Genomic DNA, 24655 nt, shown 5'->3' with positions numbered 1-24655 from the left:
GGTCCCTGAAGCGAATCAGTGAAACGGTCAGTTCTCGACGTCGTCGACGTTTAGTGCCCCTTTGAGATCGTACTCGCGTCGCGTCAGCAGGTACATCCCTTCCTCGACGACTCGGAGCACGTCGGGCACCCAGCGAACGACCAGCCAGGTGATCGCCACGAGAGCGATCACGGAGCCAAACTGTGCGAGGATGCGATCACCGACGAAGTACGACACCATGTACGGGTCGTCACTGGAGAACAACGCCATGATCAGATCGGGGAGGACGTGCAATCGCTGGGTTCCGACCGTGTGGGCGATGAACACGTTCCGGACGATATTGAGCACGTAGATGATACCGATAGCCGCGCCCAGCGCCTTGGCCTTCTGCCGTAACGATCCTCGCACGGCGCCGATCAGGCCGACGAAAATGGACATACTGCCGATGCCAGTACAGGCAAGCCGGATCGTGTAGGTGACCGGATGGCCGTCGGGCGCATAGAGGAAGGTGTTCCGGTAGGGAAAGTTCTTGTCCGGGAGCGTGCTCTGGGCCCCGAGTGAGGAACCGCCGGGGAGTTCGAGCCCGGTCGGGAGGGCCGGATACCAGTCGCCGAGCCGGTAGTTATCCCCCAGCAGTGACAGGAAGAAATCAGTGTGTGCAGTGGTGGTCTCGATCAGCGGCCGACGGACGAACGCCAGGGCCGACAACGGCAGGAAGAACAGCCAGGCGAAGGTGATGACTCGCGAGAGGACCAGCAGACGGCGGCGCCCGGTCACGAGAAGATATGCGACGTACAGCGAGAGGGGAATCCCGACGATGACGCCCGCGCTCTCGGTGATCGACTTCTGGGCGAACACGAAGTAGTGGACGTAGGCGAGCCAGTACCCGGCCAGGATTACCCACCCGCCAGCGTAGACGTAGACCCCGAGGTCCTCGTCGTACCGTTCGAGGATAGCACCGGCCAGGAACGCGCCGAGTACGACCCACGCGATCTCCCCTGCATAGCCGTGTAACGCCGCCAGTCCGTCGATGATCGGCTCCACCATGTGCGTCTGGCTACCCTTGCGTCATTCCGGATAAAGGTCTTGTCGTTGTCGGCGGAGAGAGCACCCGATCGCTCACGCAAAACCCGTGACGGAAGTCCGCGACAAACCGGGCGCGCTCGGCCGAACCAAGGCACTCGCTTCGTTGTGCCTCGCTCGTGCAGTCCGAGGTCTCCCGTCGGTCGACCTCGCGGCTCGCTGCTCGCGGGTCGCTGTCGCTCCCCCTCGTTGTTGCCGAGACCTCGCTCGCTACGCTCACCGTTCACTTTCAACAAGACCTCGTTCACTTCGCTCACGCGGTCTCGCTAGCGCTCGACGACTTCGATCTCGTGTCCGTCAGGGTCCTTCGTGAACGCGTAGTTGTAGTCACAGGATTCGGGATCGCGGTAGTCCTCGGCGTCCCGCTGCATGAGCGTCTCCCAGGTGTCCTCGAGCGTCCCCTCCTCGGTTCGGACCGCCAGGTGGCCCCAGGCGTCGCCCAGCTCGTAGGAACCGCCGTCGTAGTTGTAGGTCAACTCGACAGACATCGCTTCCGCGGGTGCGTCTTCGGGATTGAGGAAGTACAGCGCGAACGAGGAGTGCTCGCTTCGCCGGAACATCTCGTATTCGAGCGCGCGCGTGTACCAGCCGATCGCCTCCTCGGCATCCTCGACGCGGATCATCGTGTGGTCGATGCTCCAGCGGGCGCCGTGGTCGCGCTCGACGATCTCGATCTCGTGGCCGTCGGGATCTTTGACGAAGGCGTATCCCGGATTCTCTTCGGGCGGGCGGTAGTCCTCGACGCCCTCGTCCATCAGCTCGTCGTAGGCTTCCTCGACGTCCTCGACGCGGACCGCGATGTGACCCCAGGCGTCGCCCATCGTGTACGACCGGCCGTCGTGGTTGTATGTCAGTTCCAGCGTCGCGGCGTCCTCGTGACCGTCCGCTGGGCCGAGATGGACGTTTGTGAACGTCTCGGCCTCCCACCGGCTCTTCTCCTCGTAGTCGAAGTGGGTCTGATACCACGAAAGCGATTCCTCTAAGTCTTCGACGCGCATCATGACGTGGTCGAGTGTTCCATCCATGTATGGACCATCGAGTGGACCGCCGAAAAACGTGCCGGACTCGGTGATCCGAGACTCCGTCGAACGGGTCACGTACCGTGCTCTCGCCCGCACGCTCGTCCATCAGCCGTCCTGCCTTTCGGGCCCAGTCACCGTGCCCGAAGCCCGCCACGACGATCCCGAGCGCCGAGGCAGAGAAGAGGACGAACGGGATCCCGGTGATCGCGCCGATGGCGATGGCCTGTGTGATCGCCTCGTCGCGGGTCCGCTCGGCGTCGCGTCCAGTATTCCTGGCTCGAAAGTGCGATCGCGCCGGCACCCAGCCCGGGCCCGATCGTAATGGCAGGCGTGCGTGAACCGCCTCGGCCTGCTCCGCCTGTAGAGGTCGGCGAGACCCATAGCGGCGACCGCAAGCGGCGAGAACAGCGTCGTCACGAAGATATCGGTCGTCCGCATCAGCGTCCGGGAGACCTGCTCGACCATCACCGGCCAGGAGAGGGCAGCGACGTGCTTCCGGAGGGCGAACAGGCGCGATCGATGTGAAAACGACCCATCGGTCACCCGACGGAGAGAGTCACGGGGGGCGATAATCCTTGGTGATCCGGAACGCTCCGACGGTCGCTACGGCGATCAGGACCGTGGGCCGGGACGTCCGATCGAGCGCAAGTCGGGCCAGTAGAACCACCACGCGAGCGTCCAGGCAGCGATCGTGCCTAGTGGAACGACGAGGGTGTACTCACCACGACGCAAGAATCCCCAGGCGACCGTCAGTTGCGTCACGCCGACCACCACGAGTAGTCCACCAGTCACCCGTGGAGCGCCCCGGTCGAACAGCTCCGCGAGGACACCGGCGAGTGCGAACAGGCAGATCGCGACGCCGAGCGGCCACGAAGAGAGAAACGGCGGCGGACCGCCACCCGTGGCGGCGAGGTAGTCGGGTAGGAGCGTCACGTGCGGGGTGAACGGATCGAACAGTCCCCACGGCATCACGAGCGTCACGTGTCCGTCGATCACCAGAACCGTCCATGGAACGACCGACAACGAGAGGACGGCAAGCACGCGCGCTCGTGGGCTGTCGTTCTCGGGCATCGCTCGAAGTCACCGATCCACGACGAGTCGGAGGACGTCCTCGTCGGCGAGTTCGTGATCGCGGCCGACCTGCTGGTCGTCGTGGGCGGCGCTCTCCCCGGAAACCCGTGCGAATCGGAACCGATCGTCGAATCGGCCGCCGATCTTCTCGCAGGCATCACCGACCGTATCACCCTCCGTGAGGATCAACGGTTCCTCGTAGTCGACGCCGCGGCCGGGCTTGTCCATGTAGATCCGGATGAGGCCGAGTTCGTCCCAGATACGCTCGGTCAGACTCTCTAAGCCTTTCTCCTTCTCGGCGCTGATGAAGATAGCCTCCTCGGGGTCGACGCCAACATCCCGGAGGTCGCTCTTGACGGTATCGACGTAGCTGGGTTCGATCAGATCGACCTTGTTGATGGCAACCAGCGAGGGGAGGTACTCGCGGTTGTCCATGATGCCGTCGATCAGCCGGTCGATGTCGATGTGCTCGCCGATGGTCACGTCGGCGTTGACGAACTCGTGTTCCCGGAGGACACTCTTGATCGTCTGTTCGTCGAGATCGAGGTCGACGGAGGCGTTGACGCTGATGCCGTCCTTGTGTTTCTTGCGGACGGTGACCCGTGGCGGTTCGACGTCGAGTCGAACCTTATTCCGGTAGAGTTCCTCGCTGAGGCGTTCGTACTGTTCGATCTCGAAGGCCGAGAGCACGAACAGGACGAGATCGGCCGTCCGAACGACCGAGAGGACTTCTTTCCCGCCGCCACGGCCGCCCGCGGCTCCCTCGATCAGCCCGGGGACGTCCAGCAGTTGGATGTTCGCGCCGTTGTACTGGAGCATCCCGGGATTGACGTTGAGCGTGGTGAAGTCGTAGGAACCGACTTCACTGTCGGCGTTCGTGAGGGCGTTGATGAGCGTGGACTTGCCGACGCTGGGAAAGCCCACCAGCGCCACCGTCGCGTCGCCGGTCTTCTCGACCGCGTAGCCCGGACCACCGCCCGAACCCGATTGGCGCTTCTCGAATTCCTCTTTCTTCTCGGCGAGTTTGGCCTTCAGGCGACCGATATGCTCCTCGGTGGCCTTGTTGTAGGGCGTGGACGCGATCTCCTCCTCGAGCTCCCGGATCTCCTCCTCAAGGCCCATCGTCGAACTCTCGGCCGTCGGCCCTCAAAAGGGCTTCCGTCCCGGGCCGCGACAGGTGGGATCTGCCGGCGCGCGCGGCACGGACTTCGATACACTCATACGACACCACGCCGACACCTGAATCCATGTCGAGCGCCGCTCGCCTCCGGGATAGCACACAGATCCTGCTCCCGGCCGACGCTATCGACGGACTCTCCGCGGACCTCACCGAGCGCTTCACGCTGACGGTCCGCCGCGAGCAGACGCAGGTCCGCATCATCGGTAGCCCCGTAGAGATCAAACGGGCGAGCGCGTTCCTCGCACGCAACGGAATCCCCGTCGAGTGATCGGGTTTGCCGTCCTCGTCGGGTGATCGGGTTCACTGTCACGTGTCCCCGTCGAGCGGCGCCCCCTCGCGTGGCCGACGGCGTCCTCGCCCCGTCAACCCGTGACGCCCCGGTCACGAAAAGCAATTCTTAACTCCGCGCCGACGGATCCTCTGGTATGGCTGAAACGATCGAGGTTCTCGTCGCCGGCGGTCAGGTCGATCCCGGGCCGCCGCTGGGTCCCGAACTCGGCCCGACGCCGGTCGACGTCCAGGCCGTCGTACAGGATATCAACGACCAGACAGCGGCCTTCGACGGCACGGAAGTGCCCGTCACTATCGAGTACGAGGAGGACGGTTCGTTCTCGATCGACGTGGGCGTTCCACCGACGGCAGCACTGATCAAGGACGAGGCTGGCTTCGAGACCGGAAGCGGCGAGCCCGCCGAGGACTTCGTCGCGGATCTGTCCATCGAGCAGGTCAAGACCATCGCCGAGCAGAAACACCCCGATCTGCTGGCCTACGAGTTGAAGCAGGCCGCAAAGGAGATCGTCGGCACCTGCGTCTCGCTGGGCGTCACTATCGAGGGTGACGATCCCCGCGAAGTCGCCGAGCTGATCGACGCTGGCGAGTACGATGGGGTCCTTGCGGACGAAGCGACAGCGTAGTCCGCCAGGGCTCGAGGCTGAGCGGAGCGAAGACTCGGTGTTCTCGTCGACGCGGCCGAAGCGTAGCGAGGCCCGAGACGAGAGCTCGAAAACGAGGCCACGAGTTTTCGGTGTCCTTGCGGACGAAACGACAGCGTAGTCCGCCAGGGCTCGAGGCCGAGTGAAGCGAAGACTCGGCGTGCTCGTCGAAGCGGCTGAAGCCTGCAAAACGCCAGGCGGAGCCGTCAGTTTTCCATCGCTCTCGATCACCGAGTAGCTATGTCTCCCAGTCGGGGTCACTTCCGTCCGGAGGTTCCTCCGGTGCCGGCAAGTGGATCGTGACGGTCGTCCCACGGTCGACGCCAGTCGAGACAGAGACGGTCCCGTCGATCTGGTCGACCAGCCAGTTGACCAGCCAGACGCCGAGTCCGCTCCCGTGTTCGACGGGGGTCTCCTCGAGTTGGTCGGTCAACAGTGCCTCCTCGACCATCGGGATTCCGGGTCCGTTGTCCGTGACGGCGATACGGGTCTCCCGGATGGAATCGACTTCCTGGGTCGGATCAGCGTCGGGATCGACGGTGACAGTCACCTGCCGTTCGTCCTCGGGAAGATCGTTGTGGACGATCGCGTTGCGAACGATCTCCTCAACGACGATCGGCAGAACGGCCGAATCGAGCGCCCAGGCCGCTGGCGGGGTGTCGATCTCGATCGTACTATCAGGGTACTGTTCGGCGAGTGCCGACACTCGTTGCTCGACGACGGCGACGACATCGACCGGTTCCATCACCTTTCGGGGGCTGGTCAGGAGATCGTCGTAGAGCGTCCGGGCGTGTTCGCTGGTGTTGATCAGCCGGGTTGCCGTCTCGTGTATCTGTTCGACGTCCTCCTCGACTTCCGGGGAGAGATCTTCGCCGGCCAGCAGTCCTTCGGTGTGGGCAGTGATGACGTTCATGTCGTTGCGGAGATTGTGCCGGAGGACGCGATTGAGGACACGAAGTTGTGAATCCCGTCGTTTGAACGTCTTAGAGAGGGAATTGAATCGGTCGCTGATGCGGTACCACTCTTCGGAACGGCCGAGTTCGAGATCGGTTTGATAGTCACCGTCGATCAGATCGGTGAGCGCTTCCATGAGTTCCTCGATACGGGAGATGGTCGTTCTCGATGTCCATAGACCGACGACGGCAACGGAAAGGAGTCCGATCGCGACGCCACCGACCTGTAAGGCCGTTGCTCGTTCGAGTTTGAGTGCGATTGCCGACCGTGGCCGGTTAACGGTCACTTCCCAGCCGGTCTGAGAAACAGTCGCCGTCTCGGTGATAGTGACAGACATTACGCCGGGCTCGTCGAGCAGTCGTTGCCCGTTGGATTCAATTGTCAAGCGATCCCCCGGGTGGCCGATATCAGTGAGATTCGCGAGCAGCGCGTGGTTCTCGATGTGAAAACGAGCGTCAAAAACGCCCACGATCCGGTCGTCGTCGCGGATCGGGGCAGCGATCTGTACGATGTACTGGCCGGTCAACGTCCGATCGGGCTGACTGATGTAGATCTCCCCATCCAATGCTCGCTCGACGAACGGTTGTCCCGAATAATTCGTTCCCACGTAGGTCGAAATGTCATCGTCTTCGAAGTTCGGTCCGGATATCGCGAGGAGCGTTCCGTTGGCCGCGTAGGTCGCAGCGCTGTTGAACGCCGTCCGGTTGACGAATGTGTCGAGCGTATCGGTCCGGGTCGTGCCAGCGGAGGTCAACCCAAACGTCGTCGTCCAGAGATCAACAGTGTGGATGGTGGTTTGCAATCGCGCGTCGATACGGCCGGCGATGACCGCTGCCGTGCGTTCGACTTCAGTGTGTTCCTGCTCAACGATGCTCTGTTTGTGCATCGAGAAGCCGGCGTAGATCGTCCCCGAGAGTACCACGGCGATGACCAACAGCAGGCCGACCAACATCGTCCGGAGGCGCATCGAGGTTGCACTCTACGTGACCACGGCCTAAAGCTATGTGGTCCCGACCATGAGAGTCGACGAATCGACGAATACGGACTCGCTCGGCCGGTTCGACGGGTTTAAGTGTCGGTTCGGCGTGGCTTCAAGCGAGACAGGCAGACGCCTGTTTCACTGACCCGTAGGAGCCACGGGGCGTACTACGGAGGTGAACAATGGCAGATCAAGACATAGAGGATGCAGTCTCTCGCGCACTCGAGGAATCACCCAAGCGGAACTTCCGCGAGACGGTGGACCTCGCAGTCAACCTGCGCGACATAGACCTTGACGATCCGTCGAACCGTATCGACGAGGGCGTCGTCCTCCCGGCCGGTACCGGCCAGGAGACGACGATCGTGGTTTTCGCCGAGGGCGAAACCGCCCTGCGAGCCGAGGAAGTCGCCGACGACGTACTCGACGGCGACGATCTCGAAGACCTTGGTGACGACGACGACCACGCGAAGGACCTCGCCGACGACACTGACTTCTTCATCGCCGAAGCGTCGATGATGCAGGACATCGGTCGGTACCTCGGGACCGTTCTGGGTCCCCGGGGGAAGATGCCCGAACCGCTTCAGCCCGACGACGACGTCGTCGAAGTCGTCGAGCGGATGAAAAACACGGTCCAGTTGCGCAGCGGCGACCGGCGCACGTTCCACACGCGCGTCGGCGCCGAAGACATGGACGCCGCGGAGATCGCGGACAACGTCGACGTCATTCTGCGCCGGCTGCACGCCGACCTGGAGAAGGGGCCGCTGAACCTCGACTCGGTGTACGTAAAGACCACCATGGGCCCCGCCGTGGAGGTGGCCTAGATGAGCGCCGAATCCGAGCGCAAGACCGAGACGATCCCCGAGTGGAAGCGCGAGGAGATCGACGACCTCGTCGCCACGCTCGAGAGCTACGAGAGCGTCGGCATCGTCGACCTGACGGGGATTCCCAGCCAGCAACTCCAGGACATGCGCCGTAACCTCTACGGCACCGCGGAGTTGCGCGTCAGCCGGAACACGCTGGTCGAGCGTGCCCTGGCTGAGATCGACGATGGTTTCGAGGAATTGACACAGTTCATCTCGGGCCACGTCGGCCTGATCGGGACCAACGACAACCCCTTCAGCCTCTTTCAGCAACTCGAAGCCTCGAAGACCTCGGCGCCGATCAACGCCGGGGAGGTCGCCCCCAACGACATCGTGATCCCCGAGGGCGACACCGGCATCGATCCCGGACCGTTCGTCGGCGACCTCCAGAGTGTCGGCGCGAACGCCCGCATCCAGGAAGGCTCGATCCAGGTACTGGAGGACTCGACGGTCCTTTCGGCCGGCGAGGAGGTTTCGGCCGACCTGGCGAACGTACTCGCCGAACTCGGTATCGAGCCCAAGGAAGTCGGCCTCGATCTGCGTGCGGTCTACGCCGAGGGCGTGCTCTTCGAGCCGGAGGACCTCGAACTGGATGTCGATCAGTACCGCAGCGACGTTCAGGCCGCGGCAGGCCGTGCCCGGAACCTCTCGATCAACGCCGTCTTCCCGACGGCCGAGACCGGACCGGCGCTGCTCCAGAAGGCCCGCGGCGAGGCAAAGAGCCTCGGTCTGCAGGCCTCCATCGAAAGCCCGGACCTGGCGGACGACCTCGTGAGCAGGGCCGACGCCCAGGTTCGCGCACTGGCGGGCCAGATCGAAGATCCGGAGGCACTCCCAGAGGACCTCCAGGACATCGAAGTGCCCGAACCCGAGGAACAGGCTGACGAAGACACGAGCGATGCCGAAGACGCCACCGACGACGAAGACGCCGAAGACGCCGCCGAGGAGGCGGACGACGACGATGACGACGAGGACGGTGGCGAGGCGCTCGGCGCGATGTTCGATTGAAAACGGAGGATACAATCATGGAATACGTTTACGCAGCACTCATCCTGAACGAGACTGGCGAAGAGATCAACGAAGACAACCTGACGGACATCCTGGAAGCGGCCGGCGTCGACGTCGAGGAATCCCGCGTGAAAGCCCTCGTGGCCGCCTTAGAGGACGTCGACATCGACGAGGCCGTCGAGGAAGCCGCTGCCGTGCCCGCCGCGACGGGCGGCGCTGGCGGTGGCGAAGTCGAAGCCGCCGACGAGGGCAGCGACGACGAGGAAGCCGAAGCGGAGGAGGAGGCCGACGACGAGGAAGAAGCCGGCGACGACGATGACGAAGACGCCAGCGGCGAGGGTCTCGGCGAACTCTTCGGCTAACTTCCGACGGTCCGTCTTTTCGACGTGCGCAATGGTCCCGACAGCGGCGCGACGCGTATGTCGTTCCGACGATGGTTCTACTCGAACGACCGATCCGGATCCCCGTGGACAATCGTATTGCAGAGCAACTGCCGGAAGCCGTCCGTATCAACGGATTCGATCACGTCAGTCCGTGGCTCGCGGTCCGTGACGCCGTTGGTATCGACGACCGTGTGGCCCCGCGTCAGCCCCTCGCGTTCGTCCACGTCGACAGCATAGGTTCCGCGTTGCTCGATCAGTTCCGGGACGAGGGCGATGGCGGTCGCGAGCGCGTCCGGCTGGAGCGTCTCGTCACGGTCGATCACTGTCGCGTCCGGCTCGGGATCCGACTGGAACACCGTCTCGTAGAACGCGGCGAACCGGGAGTCTCCGGCGGCGTCGGTAATCCGCTCCTCGGCGGCCGCATCGAGCGTCCCGTCCCGCAGGGTGAGTCCCCAGTCGACCAGCGTGACGTCGAGTTCGTCGAGAACGATCTTCGCGGCGTCGGGATCGACCCAGAAATTGAACTCGGCGGCCGGCGTGACGTTGCCGGCGGTGTGGACGTTCCCGCCCATGACGACGACGTCCGCGAGGAGTTCGGCCAGCTCCGGTTCACGTTCCAACGCGAGCGCGACGTTGGTGAGTGGGGCCAGACAGACGAGCGTGATCTCGCCTGGACGTTCGCGAGCCGCGTCGACGATGTACTCCGGGGCGAACCCCTCGGCCGATGGGACGTCGGTCTCGGGGACGAGATCGGGTCCGAGGCCACCCTCGCCGTGAATTTGCGTGGCGTGTTCGTGCTCCTTGACCAGCGGCGAGCGCGCACCCTCGTGGACAGGGATCTCCGCGGCGGCGTCAGCGAGTTGCAGGGTGTACTTCGCGTTCTCGACCTGCCGGTCGAAGGCGACGTTGCCGGCCCCGATTGTCAGCGCCTCGACGTCGACCCGGTCCGATAAGACCGCAAGCAAGATACCCAGCGTGTCGTCGGTCGCCGTGTCGGTGTCGATGATGACGCGATCGGCCATGTCCCCGATTTCGGGGGGCAACGTAGGTGTCTTTCGTCACGCGGCCGACCGATGCGTCAGTCCTCCTGGCGGCGTTCCTGGATCGCCGCCCGGGTCGGTAGCGAGGGTGCGGCACCGGCTTCAGTCGTCGCGAGTGCCCCCGCAGCGCTTCCGACGTCGAGAGCCTCCCGAAGCGCGGTCCCGTCACCGAGTGCCGTGGCGAACGCGCCGACGAACGCGTCCCCGGCCCCGGTCGTGTCCACGGGATCGACGGCGTAGGCGTCGAGCGTGATCGTTTCCGACGGCGTGCTCGCGAAGACACCCGCCTCACCGAGCGTGACGACGACAACCTGTTCGTGGTGTGCACGCAGGTCCGCAGCCATCTCGACCAGTTCGGGCGTCGAGAGGTGACCGTCAGGATCCGCGTCGCTGTAGAACTGCGCCTCCGTTTCGTTCACGATGAGATAGTCCACGATTTCCAGTAGATCGTCCCGAGCGTCGTCGGCAGGTGCCGGATTCAGTATCGTGCGGGCGCCCTGTGACCGTGCCGTCTCGAAGAACGCCCGGATCGTCGGCTGGGGAACCTCGAACTGCGAGAGTGCAACGGCGTCGTCAGTCACGTCGACGTCCGAGAGGTCTTCCGGGGCGAGCGCCCCGTTGGCTCCGGGAACAGCGACGATGGCGTTCTCGGAGTCCGAATCGACCGTGATGAGAGCAACCCCGGTCGAAGCAGCCTCAGTATAGTGGACGTATTCAGTCGAGAGGCCGTCCTCGGCGTCGAGATCAGCCAGTAGCTCCGCGCCGAATCGGTCGTCACCGACCTTCCCGATCAACTCGACGGACGCGCCGGAGCGCGCGGACGCGATCGCCTGATTGGCACCCTTTCCGCCCAGGCCCAACGCCGCGGACTCGCCGGGCACCGTCTCGCCGGGACGCGGGCGTCGTTCGACGCGGACCGTGACGTCCTGATTTATGCTTCCAGCGACGTAGACGTGACTCATGACGTGACATTCCTCGTATCGCGGAATAATGCTTCTCCCTGGCGCGTCTCGTGCCGGACGTGGCGTCACTCAGCCCGAGAACTCATAGAGGTCGTCGCCGACATGGTGGATCGTGTCGACGACCTTCCCCTCGTCGCCGAGCATATCAGCGCCCTCGACGCGGGCCCGACCGATCGCCAGGACCTTGCCGTGGTTCTCCTCGGCGATGACGACCAGGTCGCCGGCAGCGATGGAGGCGTCGGCCTCGACGATGCCCGGGCGCATCACGTCAGCGCCGTCAGAGACGAACGAGATTGCGCCGGCGTCGACCGTGACGACGTTTTTCGCGGGCGGATGTTCGTTCGCGCCACGGACCGTGAGAAACGGATCGTCGCCGTCGGATTCTTCGTCCGGAACGTAGAAGACGACCGGTTCGTTCTCGACAAGGACGACCTCCCAGTCGCTGTCCTCGAACGTGACCTTCTCGTAGGTTTCGGCCGCCAGTTCGATGCCCAGCCCCTCGGCGAGGGCATCCTCGATCACCTCGATGGCGTCCGCCCGGAGGTGGTGGCGGGACTTGACGTTCATGTACGACACCTCGCCGTCCGCGGAGATAAATCGATTGTTCGAGAACGTCCTCGATCACTCCGCCGTTCGGAAAGGGAGGTACAGCGGTAGCGAGGGCAAACCCCACCATTCACGGACGTTGCGGTGCCCGAAGTCGGACATAGGCGTTCGTGATCACGGCGATCGCGAAAACGCCGACTGCACTCGTCACGACGGTGTGAACGACCGTGCCGGCCGTTCCGGGGACGAAACCGACGACGAACCCCGCGACGAAGCCGACGGCTATCAACACGAGAGCCAACGCCAACAGGAACCAGCGGTTTCCTTTCGTCAACGTCCAGCTCCCGGAGATGGCTTGAAGCGGACCCTTCTCGGCGATTGCGATCTCCTGACGGAAGAAGAGGGTTCCGACGTAGACGATCACCCCGGGGACAACCAGGAGAACCAGCCCCACTGACACCGCGATCATCACCAGCAAGCCACCGAAGAAACCGTACAGCGTCGCCATGGGGAGACGACGCGTCGCGAGATCGATCGGGATCCCGTCGAGTGCACCGTCGGCGAACACACGGGCCGCGACTATCATGACCGCCTCGCTCACCAGCGCGAGGACGAGCAGTCCCACGAGGACGACCGGAATCGACAGGTCGACGGCCAGGCCCACCGAGTCGACCACCGAGTCGAGTTCCGTGATCGCGCGCTGCATCTCAGGGGTGGTGACGTCGACGTTCCCCCGGATATACGTCAGCAGCGACTCGATCGCCGTCACGAAGAGTGTCTGCCAGAGTGCCGTGCTGACGATCCCCAGACCGGCAAGGACGACGACGAGTTGCGCGCCAGTGACAGACACGAGACCGTCGACGCCGTCAGCCAGGAGCGATCCGATATCCAGGGACTGACGACGATCCATGCTGGCGTCCGGACCGTCGACGGTTCGGTCACCGGCCATCGCCCTTTTCCCTCCCGACCGACTGGACGACCGCTGCGTGTTGTCCCTCCACCCGGCGCCACCTGAGACGGACAGCCTTCGCTGAGTACCCGAACATCGGACGGGAGTTCACACACCCAGCACAAAAAACCACTTTTCCAAGCTACAGATACCGTCACCGACGGCACTGCGACCACGTGGCGTTCGGTTCCGGATCCGATCGACTGGGACAGCTCACTAGCCGTCCCAGTCGATCCAGTCCTGTTCCCAGCCGGCCCGTGACTGGGCCGCGCGGTGGGCGCGCTCGCGGTCCTCCCGACGCGTACGGTTGCGCTCTACAGCGCCGATCTGCTCGCCCTCGACGAGCAACGGACGGAACGTAACCGGACCGCGTCGCTCGACGACGTCGCCGTCCTCGATCACCGCCAGCGTCTGGTCACGAGCACCCAGGGGCATCACCAGCCGACCGCCGGAGGACAACTGTTCGAGGAGCGCCCGTGGTGGGTTCACGGCGGCGGCCTCCAGCAGGATCCGGTCGTAGGGCGCGTACTCGGGCAGGCCGTCGGCACCGTCCCGACAGTCGACGAACACGGCGTCGTAGCCCGCCCGGTCGAGGTTCTCGCGGGCTTCGTAAACGATCCGACGGGTGATATCGACGGCCTGGACGGTGTTCGCGCCGACGATCTCCGCGGCCAGGGCCGCCGTGTAGCCGATCCCGGCACCGACGATCAGCACCGAATCGTCGGGTTCGAGTGCGAGGGCCTCGAACAACCGCGCAGCAGTGCGCGGCGCGAGAACGCGCGTTCCGAGGCGTTCGGTCACCCGGTCGGCGTAGGCGGCGCGGTCGTTCTCGAAGAAGGCGTGTCGGGGGACGCCAGTCATGGCCGTAGCGACGGAGTCGCTCGACAGTACGCCACGGCTCTCGTGGCGCAGCCCGTCGACCATGTCCTCGCGCAGTACCGCGGGATCCATCGGTTTCAGTTACGAGCGCACCCTCATTAACTATCCGCTCCCTGGCGGCGGTCACCGGTGTACTCAGTCTGCCTCGCCTTGCATCTCCACGAAGCGGACGCCACCGAAGGACTCGCGATCGATCGATCCGTCCGACCGCTTGTGAGCGCGGATCAACGTCTGGCGGCCCGTTCCGATCGGCCCGAGGAAGATCCCGTCGGGGCGAAGCTGGTCGAGGACGGCACTCGGGATATCGGCCGCGGCACAGGTGAGATACGCTCTGTCGTAGGGCGCGTGTTCGGGCAAGCCATCGTGGCCGTCGCCGACGGTGATAGAGATGTCACCGTATCCTACCTGTTCGAGTCGGATACGAGCACGCTCGGCCAGCGAGGCGTGATACTCGACGCTGTAGACGTTCTCCCCACCGACGATCTCGGCAGTGACGGCAGCATGATACCCACAGCCCGTTCCGATCTCGAGAACCGTCAGCCCTGACTCGAGTTCCAGGCGATCGACCATGATCGCGACCATGTGCGGGGCGCTGATCGTCTGGCCTTCCCCGATCGGCAACGGTCGATCCGCATAAGCGTGGTGTCGTCGGGACTCAGGGACGAACTCGTGACGAGGGACCGCCGCCAGTGCCTCGAGTGCCCGATCACCGACGCGGTCCCGCTCGCGGAGCCCCTCGATCAACGCGGCACGCTGGCGCTCCCAGTCGGGTACCCCACCGTCAGACTGACCGGAGTCCCCCCCGCGGCCGGAGCCATCCCGGTCGGAGCCCCACCAGCGACCCATCCTCTCACCACGCCGACCAGGCGTCGCTTTCCTCGTCACGGAGGTACAGCCGGTTGACATCCTTCGCGACGGCACTGTCTCGGTCGTGATCGAGTTTCTCGTGATCGTAGCCGACGGCATCGTCCCGGAGGTGGATCCCCTCGACGGTGAACTCGAAGTCCCCCAGGTCGTCGCTCGACCCGACGACGAACTCGTAGTCGCCGGGAACGTGCAGCGTCTCACCCCGCGTCTCGTCGTGCGCACCCGACTTCGGATGGACCGTGGCGTTGACGCTGACGTTGCCCACGGCCCGACTCCAGATCGTCTCGACATCCTCGGCCGTGGCTTCCTCGACGCGCCCGTCAGTCACTTCGAGGCTCGTGATCCGGACGGTCATGATCGCCTCGTCGGTCTCTAAGAGAAACTCCTCGCCGACCGCCAGCGTCTCCTCGGCCGGCGGTTCCGTCGTCGCCGTGAAGGACTCGCCGTCCTGGGAGACGACGACATCGCGTTCGACCGTCCGTTCCTCGGGGAGAGTCGTCTTGTGGACGTGATCACACTCCGTACACCGGACCGTCGCCTGCCCGCCCTCGCGTAACACCTCGTGGATCGTCTCCAGATCCGGCGAACAGGCCGGGCAAGGGAGCCCGACTCGCCGCGTGGATTCGCTCATACGACCGGCTACTCGACGCGAACGTAAAAGAGCGCCGTCCGTGCTGTCGGGTTCCGAACGGCGTTCGCGAACGCCGTCGTCGTTCCGTTCCGAACAGCGTTGGCCAATCTCGTCGGCGCTATCGAGTTTCGGGTAAGTCGATCCGCTCGCCGTCGGCGAAAACAGTGGGCTGTCGAAGGATGCCGTCGAGATGGATCGGCGCATCGGTATCGCCACCGAAGCCAGCGTCGTCCCCGATCGCGAAGTGGACGGTCCCGCCAGCCTTCTCGTCTAAGAGGACCGACCCAACAAGCTGGCGGACGCCGACGTTGGTGCCGATGCCGAACTCCGCGAGGTTGTAGGCGTCCTCGCCGACCGCTTCGGCGGCCTCCTCGACCTGCTCGCGGATAACGTCATCATCGATCTGGGTGATGTAGCCGTCCTCGACTTCGATGCGGATCTTCTGGGCCTTATCGAGCAAGCCGTGCGGGGCCATCGTCCCGGTGACGACGATCGTCCCGTCAGCGGTCGTCGGGCTGAGGAAGACCTCCCCGGCAGGGAGATTCGACATCTCGCCCGCTTCGTGGACGATCCCGGTATCCATTTGCCACTCGCGATCGCCCGGTGAGAGCGTGATATCGGTCCCCTGGTCGGACGTGACCCTGATCTCTTCGGCGTCCTGGACCGAGTCGAGCATCGCCTCACAGTGCTCGCGAATCGACTCGTAATCGACGTCCAGGCCCGTCCGGAAGACGTCATCGGTGATGCCGGGAAGGGTCGCGATCCGCGCGCCCGCCTCGTTGGCCTCGGTCCGGGCGCGCGTGTGACTCACGCTCTTGGTCGTCGGTGCGAGGACCACGTCCGCGGCCGCCATCGCCGCGGCAACGGCCCCAGGGGGTTCCTCGCCGTGCTGGTCACCCGGTGGGTACTGGACGATCATCGAGTCGTCGGTAATCGCACTCGCGACCGAATAGAGCGCTTCGCCGATCGGCCGGCGCTCGTCGTCGGTGACGACGAGGCAGGATTCGTCGGGTTCCAGCCCCATGCACTGTCGGACGGCCGTCTCGGCGGGATCGCGTAGTGTGGCGTCGTTCATGCCAGGGCCTACACGGGGACGCGAATAGTGTTTTCGGCCCGAGCGGAGTCTGCCGGCCCCCGATCCATCCGGAAGACTCAGCGGAGTTCGTGGGACTCGATCTCGCCAGTTCCGGTGTCGATCACGACCGCAGCGGGCGGGTTCGGAGCTGCAGGGATCGGGACGCCGCCGGGGTTGAGCCGGACCGTCCCGTCCGTTTCCTCCCGGGCGCGTTCGTGGGTGTGGCCGTGCAGCACGTAGTCGTAGGAACCCGAGTCGACCAGCGCGTCGACGATCGGTTCGCTCGTCCCGTGAGAGACCGCCAAGTCAGTATCGTCGAAGGTCAACTCGCCCATTTCTCCAAGGTAGGTGCCAAACTCATCGATGGTGTCGGCGAGCGCCCACTCGCCGTCGTTGTTGCCCCGGACGGCGTAGAAGTCGAAGTCCGCGTCGAAGGATGTCGCCGAGAAGGGCGCGACGATGTCCCCGCAGTGGACGACGGCCTCGACATCCTCGGCCGCGAAGCGGGCGATTGCCTGTTCGATCACGTCGCTGTCGTCGTGGGTGTCCGCGATGACGCCGAGTTGCATGTCGTCGACCGGTACGGTACGGGAGGTGAAAACGATTGGTCGAGAAGGCAGGTTCGCAGGTCACTGTCTCGTCACGGTAGTGCAGAGACAGCGAACGAAACCGCACCGCGAAAACGGGAGGGGGAGCGTCGAAAAACCGGGACGCGATCAGTCGGCCTGCTCGATCAGCACTTCGGCAGCCTCGAGTTCCTGGCCGGTCAGGGCGTTGAGGTAGGCGCCACCGGCGATCGAGATGTGATCGTAGTCGTCCTCGTCCAGCCCGTACATCGACAGCGTCCGGGCGGTGTCACCGCCACCGACGACCGAGAAGCAGTCGGTGCGACCGATGGCTTCGATGAGTTCGACCGTGCCGTCGGCGAAGCGATCGTCCTCGAAGACGCCGACCGCGCCCTTCACGAAGACGGCCTCGCTCTCCTCGATGATCGGCACGTAGGCGTCGATCGTGTCGTGACCGATGTCGAGGTAGCCGGTCGTCTTCTCCTCGATGTCTTCGAGAGCGATCTCGGCGCGTTCGCCGTCGTCCTCGTAGGCGAAGTCAGTGGGGAGTTCGAACTCGTCACGGCGGTTGGCGACGAGGTCTTCGAGTGTGTCTTTGGTCTCCTCCCACTGGTCGTCGAGTAAGTCCATGTCGCCGACGTCCATGCCGACGGGGTAGCCCTCCGCGCGGAGGAATAGTTCGCCGGGCAGGCCGCCGATGAGGAACGTATCGATGGCGTCGCCGAGGTTGTTGACGACGCTGATGACGTCCTCACTCTTGTTGCCGCCCAGAACCATCGTGACCTGGCCCTCAGTCTCGCGGGCGCGTTCGGCGACGCCGGTGTTGTACTCGTACTCGGCTTCCATCACGCGGCCCGCGTAGGCCGGGAGTTCCAGCGCGAACCCAACCGTCGAAGCGTGGGCACGGTGGGCCGCCGAGTAGGCGTCGTTGACGAAGGCGTCGAAGTACGGCGAGAGCGTCTGGACGAAGTCGCTCTCGGCGTGTTCCTCGGGCGCCTTCTCGGGCAGTTCGTCGTCGGCCATCCGGGTGTTCTCCAGCAGGAGAATCTCTCCCGCCTCGAGGGCCTCGATCGCCGCAATGGCGTCGTCGCCGTAGATGTCCTCGACGAACTGAATCTCCTTGCCGACGTACTCTTCGAGGATTTCGGCGTGCTGGTCCAGCGAGACGAAGTCGTCGCGGCCAGGCCGGCCCTGGTGGGCCATCAGAACAACCTTGTTGTCCCGATCGGCGAGTTCACGGACCGTCTCCGCGTAGCGGTCGAATCGGTGATTGTCCTGGACGACGCCGTCCTCGACCGGCGAGTTGAGGTCGACGCGGACCAGGACGCGCTGTCCATCTGCGAGGTCGTCGAGCGTGTTGAATGCAGCCATGATTGTTAGGTGTTGTATGTTGAGAGAAATTGCGTCCCTGTACACTACGGGGGAGAGGTGGATCCGGTGATCAGACGATGTCCTCGGCCAGGCGCATCATCTGGGACGTGTAGCCCATCTCGTTGTCGTACCAGGCGAAGACCTTCGCGAGCTTGCCGCCCTCGACGGCCGAGGTCTTCTTCAAGTCGACGACCGAGCCGTACTGCTGGCCGATGATGTCCCGGGAGACGATCGGATCGTCGGTGACGCCCATCGAGCCCTCGAGTTCGCCCGCGGCGTACTCGGACATGGCGTCGTTGATCTCCTCGGGGCTCGGGTTGCCGGGCAGATCGACGACGATCTCGGTGATCGAACCGCTCGGGACCGGGACGCGGATCGCCATGGCCTCGAACTTGCCCTGCAGTTCGGGCAGGATCTGCGGGGTCGCCGTCGAGGCACCGGTCGTCGTCGGGACGATGTTCTCGGCGGCTGCACGACCACGTCGAGTCTTGGACTTGGGGCCGTCGACGATGGCCTGGCTGCCGGTATAGGCGTGGATCGTGGTCATCTCCGCGGCGTCGACGCCGAACTCTTCGAGCAGGACGTACATCGGCGGCGAGACGCTGTTGGTGGTACAGGAGGCCGCCGAGACGACGTCTTCGCCGTCGTACTCGTCGTCGTTGACGCCATAGACGAACTGCGGGACGGGCTTGTCGCCCTTCGGCGGCGCGGAGAGCAACGCCTTCTCGGCACCGGCATCGAGGTGGGCGCTGGCCTCGTCCTTCGTCCGGAAGATGCCCGTCGACTCGATGGCGACGTCGACATCCAGGGAGTCCCACGGCAGTTCCTCGGGACTCTGGACGTTCAGCAGGTCGATCTCGTTGTCGTCGACGACGAGGCTGTCACCGTCGAGTTCGACATCGTAGGGGAGGGTACCCAGCGCGCTGTCGTACTTCGTGAGGTACTCCATCTTCTCGAAGTCCATCACGTCGTTGATCCCGACGATCTGGACGTCGTCGTTCTCCAGGGCTGCACGAAGGGTACAGCGGCCGATACGGCCGTACCCGTTGATCCCGATGCGGACCGGATCGCTTGCACTCATAGTAGTATAGCTCCACGTAGAGATAGCGGCAACATTGAGTAAATGTTTTTCGATATGGGGCTGTGAAGTCCGACTATCTCACGATAGTCATCCGTGAAGGATGTATATATCACTATGTACACGAACGGACGGACGAACGTACAATCGACCCAACGAGGGCGTCTCGTGACCGATTATTCGGCGTTCAGAAGGCTTTTGACGCGTTCGACCTTATTCTCGCGCATGCGAAGAGACGACCGGGATGACCCCTTCGACGATTTCTTTCGCGAACTCGAGCGGATGATGAACGACATCACGGGCGGCGAGTTCGATATGCGCGTCGAACGGCATGACCCGACGGAGACGGTGACCGGTGACGTCCACTTCGATGTCTACGAGGAGGACGACCGACTGCGTGTCGTCGCCGACCTGCCGGGTGTCTCCAAGGAAGCGATCGACCTCAAGTGTGATGGGGAACAACTCACGATCGATGCCGCGGGCGAACAGCGCGAGTATTACGAACGCGTCCAGCTACCCGCGCGCGTCGACGAACACAGTGCCGAAGCCAGTTACAACAACGGGATCCTCGAAGTGACCTTCGAAACCGCCGAGGACTCGGCCGATATCGACCTCGCCTAGCAGTTCGACTCGTTCTGAAGAGAAAAGAGGCGGAACAGCCGGAGACTGGAACTCAGGCTCGCCACTCGTATCCACAGGAGGGACACTCGTAGTAGCGCCAGTCGGTCCCACCTGGTACCGGCTGTTGGTCCACTTTCGTTCGCTCGTCGCTCCCACAGGCCGGGCACCGATGGAGTTGTACCGCCGACATGGCACTCACTAATTATACACGGTCGATAATAATAGTTTTGTGATTATATGTTACCTGTCCATTATATCTCACGGCGCGATGGCCGAGCATTGCTGCGGTTTGTGTCTATTGGTGCCAATGAACAAGACAATGGGTGAGGTTCCGTATGTCTATCGAGGGGCGGTCAGGATCTGGTTGGGATCCGAGAGTGTTCTATCCGTGTGGCGAGCGTGACCCGTCAGCAGTCCGTCGGATCACAGCAGCGAGACGGTCCCAGAAGTCCCTGACGTACTTGCCGTCGTCGATCGTGGGACGCGCGTTCGTCTCGGAGACGACAGCACGGTCGGCGGTGACAAGCAGATCGACGCCGAGAAAGGGGATCTCTAGGGCCGTCGCGGCCCGTTCGGCGAGCCGACGGTGTTCCGCCGGGAGGTCGACGGCACGGGCGGTCGCCCCTCGGTGGACGTTGTGTTTCCAGCGGTCGCCGTCGGTTCCGGGGGTCCGTCGTTCGACGGCGCCGACGTACTCGCCCTCGAGGACCATCACGCGGTAGTCCCTGGCGTCCGGCAAGAATTCCTGAACCAGGAACGATCGGTCGCCGGTCGCCCGGTAGTCGTGAACGAGATCGAGATAATCGGCGATGCCGAGGAACGAATCGAGATCGTGAGCCAACGTGACCCCGGTCCCCCGGGTCGTCGAGTTCGGTTTGACGATCACCGGCGGATCGAACCGTTCGAACGCCTCGACCAGATCGTCCCGATCGACGGGGTTCGAAACGAGCGTGGTCTCGGGGACCGGCACGTCGGCATCGGTGAGTCGCCGAAGGGTCTCGGCCTTGTTGCGCGAGCGCAGGACGCACGCGCGATCATTGATCCACGGGATGTCGAGAACGGCGTCAGCGACACTGCCTTCCATCAGACGCGGGGGGAAGACGTACCCGACGTCGACGTCGGGGAACGGATCACCACCGAGCGGGACCGTTCGTTCGTCCGTACGGAGTGCGAGGACCTCGATATCACGGTCGGCGAGCGGGTCGCGCATGCGCGCGAACGTTTCTGCCTGCGTGGCCACCGCCAGCCGGAGCATGGGGATACTCCGGCCACGGTCGGCAAAACCCTTCGGTCCGAGCGCTTCGGGGAGCCGTCACCTCGTGACGGCCTCCGAGAGGTCCGTGGCGACGTCGGCGACGACCGTCTCGGCGCGGTCGATCCCCGACGAGGTCGCGAAGCCGTGGATCATATCCGCGTGGTGTCGGTGGGTGACCTCAACGTCGTCCGCTTCCAGCTGGTCGGCGTAAGCGACCCCGCCATCACGGAGGGGATCGAACCCGGCTGTCACCACTGTCCCAGGGGCGACCCCGGAAAGATCGCAAGCCTCGGCCGGATCGGCGTACGGATTGCGCCGGTGGATCTCGCTCCCGTAATAGCACTCCTGGAACCACTCGAGATCCTCGACGGCCAAAACGATGCCATCGTTCTCCCGGACGGAGCCCTGATCCTCGTGGATCCCGATCCCGGGGTAGAGCAGTACCTGATAGTCGACGGCGAGCCCGTCCCGATCTCTGGCCATGAGCGCGACCACGGCCGCGAGGTTCCCGCCAGCGCTGTCGCCCGCGACGACCAGTGTTCCGTCGGACGCGAGTCGGTCGGGATTGTCCGCCACCCACTGCGTGGCCGCGTAGGCGTCCTCGACCGCCGCCGGGAACGGGTTTTCCGGGGCGAGGCGGTACTCGACGGAGACGACGACTCCGTCCGTCTGTCGACACAGTCGCCGACACAGGAGGTCGTGTGTCCCGATACTTCCAAGGACGAACCCGCCGCCATGGAAGAAGACGATCGTCGGGTACGGTGGGGGCGCAGCCGGCCGGTAGAGGCGGACGGAGACGTCGCCGTCGGGTCCCGGAATCGACCCGTCTACTGTGGCGCCGACCGCCGGCGGATCGCGGGTATTCAGCCACGCACTCACGCCCTCCAGCGTACGTACGAGACGCCGGTCGAACCTGGAGATCGGGGGCATCCCGAGGCGTCGCTGTCGATCGACGACGGCGCGTGCCTGGGGATGCATCTCGCTGGCAGACATACCTCACGGGAGGATCGGCGAGTGGAAAAGCCTGCGGGGCCCTCGAGCCGGCCGGACTTCAATCGGACCGCTCTTCGAGAGTCGCCACGTCTTCGGCTCGGACCTCGCGGTCGTCTGGGAGTGCGTCGATACAGTCCGAACAAAGGAAGTGCTCGGTACCGTCGGCGAGTTCGAGGGTCATGCCTCCGGTCGCCGAGCGGTCACTGTTCCAGAAGTCACCGATGCCGCCAGCGATCCGCACCTCGCGGCCACAGCCGTCGCAGGGATCGGTCGTCATGACTCCCGTTCGGGCTCCGACGCGCAAAAAGCGTCCGAGAGGTCACTCCTCGGGATCGGGAATCTGCTGGCCCTCGAACCCCGGATCGACGTACTCCTCGCGCTCGGCCTCCTCGATCAGTGCCCACGCTTCGATCTCGCTCTCCGTGTAGGACCCCTCCAGTTCCTCGAACCAGTAGACGAAATCGTCGGTCTCGAACCGGAAGGCGAAGTCCGTAACGGTCACCGACTCACCCTCGGACGTTTCGAGAACGTCGCCGACGCCGAATTCGGCGTACCGCGAGAACTCGATCGCCAGGTTGTGCTTGCGGTTCTCGGGGAAGCGTGCGGTCATGTCTCCGTCTTCGGACAGCCGTCAGTAAGCGTTTTCGACGTGGGTGAGATCTGCTCGTCGTGCTTCAATCTCCTTTTAGTCCGATTACTTCGGTATGCGAGCGGAGGTGAGTCGATAATCGGAGCGACAGAATAGCGCGTCATAGAAGGATTTGCACGGTCTGTCTACCTCGGCCCTCTCAAGAGTTGTGTGCAAGATACAAGAGTGTGTATTCATCACGACGGCTCATCTCTTTTCATTCCGACAGCGGTAAATGATAAACTCATAACACGTTTCTCGTGACCACTGTGGATTTTCTCAGTTACAGATCATTTTCTGAGGGGACTACTGAATACAACACGCGTGCCTTTCAGACTTATAGACTATTCAATGAGTTTCCCGTTAGGGAGCAAATCTACATTCAGAGATTAGATTCAATCCACTCGCAGAACTCATCAAGATTGTCTGCGCCGGCGTCTTTGCTAATGCCATCCAGCGTTCCGCGCGGTAGTGAGTCAGCATTCGGGATACTGACTGTGCGCTGTTCCGACTCTTCATGATCGTTTGGGGGCTCCCATTTCAAGATTATATGACTTCCTGTCCGGCCATTCGGAATCCAACTCACACTGGAATTGACCATAGCGGCAGCGACTTCCCGCCCGGAGTAGTCATACGATACCATTTCGCTAGAATCAAGTCATAAAATCAGGCAACGGCCCAGAATCCGTTTCGCTTACGCCCTCAGGGTCGATACCCCATTCTTCAAGATCCTCGTCGGCCACGGGTTCACCGGCATCTCCGTGCGCCGTTGCAATTACCTCACCTAACTTGTCGATAGCGTCTGCTTGGGTCTCACCGAGTGCAGTAAATTCCTGAACCGGGTCTCGGGCAGTCCACGTCCCGTCTGTATTCTTTGATGTGGTGTATTCTTCGATATACGACCGAAACTCGCTCGGATCAGTGTCTTGTATATCTGCCCTCCTCTCAAAGATCGAGGCGTCCGGATCAAAAAGCCGATCAATATCAATGTCGGTGTCAGTCGTGTATTCGTCGTACTTGCGGTAGACGTACTTCAACAATCGCTCAGTTCCCCAATCGTTGTAAGTGGCTTTGATCTCTTCTGCAGCATCAAAGACATCATCAAGCTTTCGCTCATCCATCTCTTCGCGTATTTGTGCAATCCCCTCTCTCGTGAGTCTATAAACGACACGCTCCTGTCCGTATGCATTCGTGTCCATCTCGGTTTTCACGAGCCCCCTAGCCTCCAGTCCTTGCACCGTCGAAGCTAATTCAGTCGAATACGGGCCGTATTTGTACGGCTCAAAGTCGAAGACCTCTGCAAACCGTTGCTCCTCCTGTGCAAGGAATACCAGCTTCTGGAAGCGAGTTGCACCCTCAATTGCCTCACGGTTGCGTGTATACAACAGCGAGAGGGTCAGGGTTTCCTCGTTTCGCATTGGAGTAACTAATACGCACTGGACGCTCAATACATATATGCTTGTAGGAGTGTTTTCGAGCCCGGATATAAAGGATATCCGGCGCGCCTTAGCTTCCGTAGAGTGAGTCATTACCGCCCCTTGTTTGCGATGAGGGAAGCTGTATCGTAAGATCCGGCCACGGCGATTTGAACAACCATCCGTGCAAGATGTGCGCCTAAATCTTGCACTGCGTTCTATAATCATCCCCGTGCCGATATTTTATACTCGCGTTGCATCGCAGCAAACCGGCTGTAAACGGTTCTATGACTCACTACTGATGGAAGGACGATCTGATCCGTCTCTG

29 protein-coding genes and 1 pseudogene are annotated in these 24655 nt (G+C 63.2%); 6 read left to right on the top strand and 24 right to left on the bottom strand.

All coding sequences use genetic code 11. From position 1 onward, the window contains the following. Window positions 1–27: 27 nt before the first annotated feature. The 5 genes and pseudogenes from artA to E3374_RS03015 form a co-directional block, all read right to left on the bottom strand. A complete protein-coding gene (gene artA / locus E3374_RS03035) occupies window positions 28–1026 on the bottom strand; it encodes an archaeosortase A (RefSeq protein ID WP_136687559.1) in 999 nt (332 codons plus the stop codon). A 302-nt stretch (window positions 1027–1328) separates the two neighbouring features. After that, window positions 1329–2087 (bottom strand): VOC family protein, encoded by a 759-nt coding sequence (locus E3374_RS03030; RefSeq protein ID WP_136687558.1) that lies wholly within the window; start codon window positions 2085–2087, stop codon window positions 1329–1331. 121 nt (window positions 2088–2208) lie between these two features. After that, a pseudogene (locus E3374_RS17950) lies at window positions 2209–2549 on the bottom strand (hypothetical protein); the annotation flags it as partial. A 147-nt stretch (window positions 2550–2696) separates the two neighbouring features. After that, complete coding sequence (locus E3374_RS03020) at window positions 2697–3155, bottom strand: TIGR04206 family protein (RefSeq protein ID WP_136687557.1); 459 nt, start codon at window positions 3153–3155, stop codon at window positions 2697–2699. Window positions 3156–3164: 9 nt separating this feature from the next. Continuing rightward, window positions 3165–4277, bottom strand: coding sequence for an OBG GTPase family GTP-binding protein (locus E3374_RS03015; RefSeq protein ID WP_136687556.1), 1113 nt, complete (start codon window positions 4275–4277; stop codon window positions 3165–3167). A gap of 125 nt (window positions 4278–4402) precedes the next feature. Between E3374_RS03015 and E3374_RS03010 the strand changes: the two genes are divergently transcribed. Both E3374_RS03010 and E3374_RS03005 read left to right on the top strand, forming a co-directional pair. Next, the gene (locus E3374_RS03010; RefSeq protein WP_136687555.1) at window positions 4403–4603 is read left to right on the top strand and encodes a VNG_1110C family protein; all 201 of its coding nucleotides are present in this window, start codon (window positions 4403–4405) and stop codon (window positions 4601–4603) included. A 157-nt stretch (window positions 4604–4760) separates the two neighbouring features. Further along, window positions 4761–5249 (top strand): 50S ribosomal protein L11, encoded by a 489-nt coding sequence (locus E3374_RS03005; protein ID WP_136687554.1) that lies wholly within the window; start codon window positions 4761–4763, stop codon window positions 5247–5249. A 256-nt stretch (window positions 5250–5505) separates the two neighbouring features. Here the strand turns inward: E3374_RS03005 and E3374_RS03000 are convergent, their stop codons facing one another. Beyond that, window positions 5506–7188 (bottom strand): sensor histidine kinase, encoded by a 1683-nt coding sequence (locus E3374_RS03000; protein WP_136687553.1) that lies wholly within the window; start codon window positions 7186–7188, stop codon window positions 5506–5508. 194 nt (window positions 7189–7382) lie between these two features. On the opposite strand from E3374_RS03000, the gene E3374_RS02995 reads away from it, so the two are divergent. Genes E3374_RS02995 through rpl12p form a run of 3 tightly spaced genes read left to right on the top strand, consistent with a single transcriptional unit; the run spans window position 7383 to window position 9430 of the window. Continuing rightward, window positions 7383–8021, top strand: a complete 639-nt coding sequence (locus E3374_RS02995; RefSeq protein ID WP_136687552.1) for a 50S ribosomal protein L1 — start codon at window positions 7383–7385, stop codon at window positions 8019–8021. Further along, window positions 8022–9068 carry a 50S ribosomal protein L10 gene (locus E3374_RS02990; protein ID WP_136687551.1) on the top strand — a complete coding sequence of 349 codons (1047 nt, stop codon included), beginning with the start codon at window positions 8022–8024 and terminating at the stop codon, window positions 9066–9068. Between the two features lie 17 nt (window positions 9069–9085). Then, entirely contained in the window at window positions 9086–9430 is a 345-nt protein-coding gene (rpl12p, locus tag E3374_RS02985; RefSeq protein ID WP_136687550.1) for a 50S ribosomal protein P1, read from the top strand. A gap of 77 nt (window positions 9431–9507) precedes the next feature. Here rpl12p and E3374_RS02980 read toward each other — a convergent pair whose 3' ends face one another. The 11 genes from E3374_RS02980 to gap all read right to left on the bottom strand — a co-directional run bounded on the left by E3374_RS02980 (window position 9508) and on the right by gap (window position 19418). Beyond that, a complete protein-coding gene (locus E3374_RS02980; protein WP_136687549.1) occupies window positions 9508–10473 on the bottom strand; it encodes a nucleoside hydrolase in 966 nt (321 codons plus the stop codon). A gap of 56 nt (window positions 10474–10529) precedes the next feature. Beyond that, complete coding sequence (locus E3374_RS02975; RefSeq protein ID WP_136687548.1) at window positions 10530–11453, bottom strand: ribokinase; 924 nt, start codon at window positions 11451–11453, stop codon at window positions 10530–10532. A gap of 69 nt (window positions 11454–11522) precedes the next feature. Then, window positions 11523–12020, bottom strand: a complete 498-nt coding sequence (locus tag E3374_RS02970; RefSeq protein WP_136687547.1) for an RNA-binding protein — start codon at window positions 12018–12020, stop codon at window positions 11523–11525. Between the two features lie 109 nt (window positions 12021–12129). Continuing rightward, window positions 12130–12948 carry a hypothetical protein gene (locus E3374_RS02965; RefSeq protein WP_136687546.1) on the bottom strand — a complete coding sequence of 273 codons (819 nt, stop codon included), beginning with the start codon at window positions 12946–12948 and terminating at the stop codon, window positions 12130–12132. 216 nt (window positions 12949–13164) lie between these two features. Beyond that, window positions 13165–13899: a protein-L-isoaspartate O-methyltransferase family protein gene (locus E3374_RS02960; protein ID WP_136687545.1), complete on the bottom strand. Its 735-nt coding sequence runs from the start codon at window positions 13897–13899 to the stop codon at window positions 13165–13167. A gap of 63 nt (window positions 13900–13962) precedes the next feature. Continuing rightward, complete coding sequence (locus E3374_RS02955; protein ID WP_136687544.1) at window positions 13963–14673, bottom strand: protein-L-isoaspartate(D-aspartate) O-methyltransferase; 711 nt, start codon at window positions 14671–14673, stop codon at window positions 13963–13965. A 4-nt stretch (window positions 14674–14677) separates the two neighbouring features. Beyond that, a complete protein-coding gene (locus E3374_RS02950; RefSeq protein WP_136687543.1) occupies window positions 14678–15325 on the bottom strand; it encodes an HVO_0476 family zinc finger protein in 648 nt (215 codons plus the stop codon). 118 nt (window positions 15326–15443) lie between these two features. Next, on the bottom strand, window positions 15444–16400 hold the full coding sequence (locus tag E3374_RS02945) for an aminopeptidase (RefSeq protein ID WP_136687542.1): 957 nt from the start codon (window positions 16398–16400) through the stop codon (window positions 15444–15446). 77 nt (window positions 16401–16477) lie between these two features. Beyond that, window positions 16478–16969 carry a metallophosphoesterase gene (locus tag E3374_RS02940; protein ID WP_136687541.1) on the bottom strand — a complete coding sequence of 164 codons (492 nt, stop codon included), beginning with the start codon at window positions 16967–16969 and terminating at the stop codon, window positions 16478–16480. Window positions 16970–17116: 147 nt separating this feature from the next. Beyond that, window positions 17117–18337, bottom strand: a complete 1221-nt coding sequence (locus E3374_RS02935; protein WP_136687540.1) for a phosphoglycerate kinase — start codon at window positions 18335–18337, stop codon at window positions 17117–17119. 70 nt (window positions 18338–18407) lie between these two features. Further along, the gene (gap, locus tag E3374_RS02930; protein ID WP_136687539.1) at window positions 18408–19418 is read right to left on the bottom strand and encodes a type I glyceraldehyde-3-phosphate dehydrogenase; all 1011 of its coding nucleotides are present in this window, start codon (window positions 19416–19418) and stop codon (window positions 18408–18410) included. A gap of 222 nt (window positions 19419–19640) precedes the next feature. Between gap and E3374_RS02925 the strand changes: the two genes are divergently transcribed. Next, on the top strand, window positions 19641–20036 hold the full coding sequence (locus E3374_RS02925) for an Hsp20/alpha crystallin family protein (protein ID WP_136687538.1): 396 nt from the start codon (window positions 19641–19643) through the stop codon (window positions 20034–20036). Between the two features lie 52 nt (window positions 20037–20088). On the opposite strand, the gene E3374_RS17015 is transcribed toward E3374_RS02925, so the two are convergent. The 7 genes from E3374_RS17015 to E3374_RS17345 form a co-directional block, all read right to left on the bottom strand. After that, on the bottom strand, window positions 20089–20226 hold the full coding sequence (locus tag E3374_RS17015) for a hypothetical protein (RefSeq protein WP_169051761.1): 138 nt from the start codon (window positions 20224–20226) through the stop codon (window positions 20089–20091). A gap of 192 nt (window positions 20227–20418) precedes the next feature. Beyond that, the gene (locus E3374_RS02920) at window positions 20419–21291 is read right to left on the bottom strand and encodes an ATP-grasp domain-containing protein (RefSeq protein ID WP_136687537.1); all 873 of its coding nucleotides are present in this window, start codon (window positions 21289–21291) and stop codon (window positions 20419–20421) included. Window positions 21292–21348: 57 nt separating this feature from the next. After that, a complete protein-coding gene (locus E3374_RS02915; RefSeq protein ID WP_136687536.1) occupies window positions 21349–22284 on the bottom strand; it encodes an alpha/beta hydrolase in 936 nt (311 codons plus the stop codon). A gap of 58 nt (window positions 22285–22342) precedes the next feature. Further along, on the bottom strand, window positions 22343–22561 hold the full coding sequence (locus tag E3374_RS02910; protein ID WP_136687535.1) for a DUF7561 family protein: 219 nt from the start codon (window positions 22559–22561) through the stop codon (window positions 22343–22345). A gap of 42 nt (window positions 22562–22603) precedes the next feature. After that, on the bottom strand, window positions 22604–22894 hold the full coding sequence (locus tag E3374_RS02905) for a hypothetical protein (protein WP_136687534.1): 291 nt from the start codon (window positions 22892–22894) through the stop codon (window positions 22604–22606). A gap of 400 nt (window positions 22895–23294) precedes the next feature. Further along, window positions 23295–23555, bottom strand: a complete 261-nt coding sequence (locus E3374_RS17945; RefSeq protein WP_136687533.1) for a type II toxin-antitoxin system HicA family toxin — start codon at window positions 23553–23555, stop codon at window positions 23295–23297. A gap of 10 nt (window positions 23556–23565) precedes the next feature. Then, a complete protein-coding gene (locus E3374_RS17345) occupies window positions 23566–24441 on the bottom strand; it encodes a type II toxin-antitoxin system HicB family antitoxin (protein ID WP_211194901.1) in 876 nt (291 codons plus the stop codon). Window positions 24442–24655: the final 214 nt, after the last annotated feature.

The organism is Halorhabdus amylolytica (assembly GCF_004944975.1).
GTDB lineage: Archaea > Halobacteriota > Halobacteria > Halobacteriales > Haloarculaceae > Halorhabdus > Halorhabdus amylolytica.
This window is presented reverse-complemented; position numbering and strand designations above follow the sequence as displayed.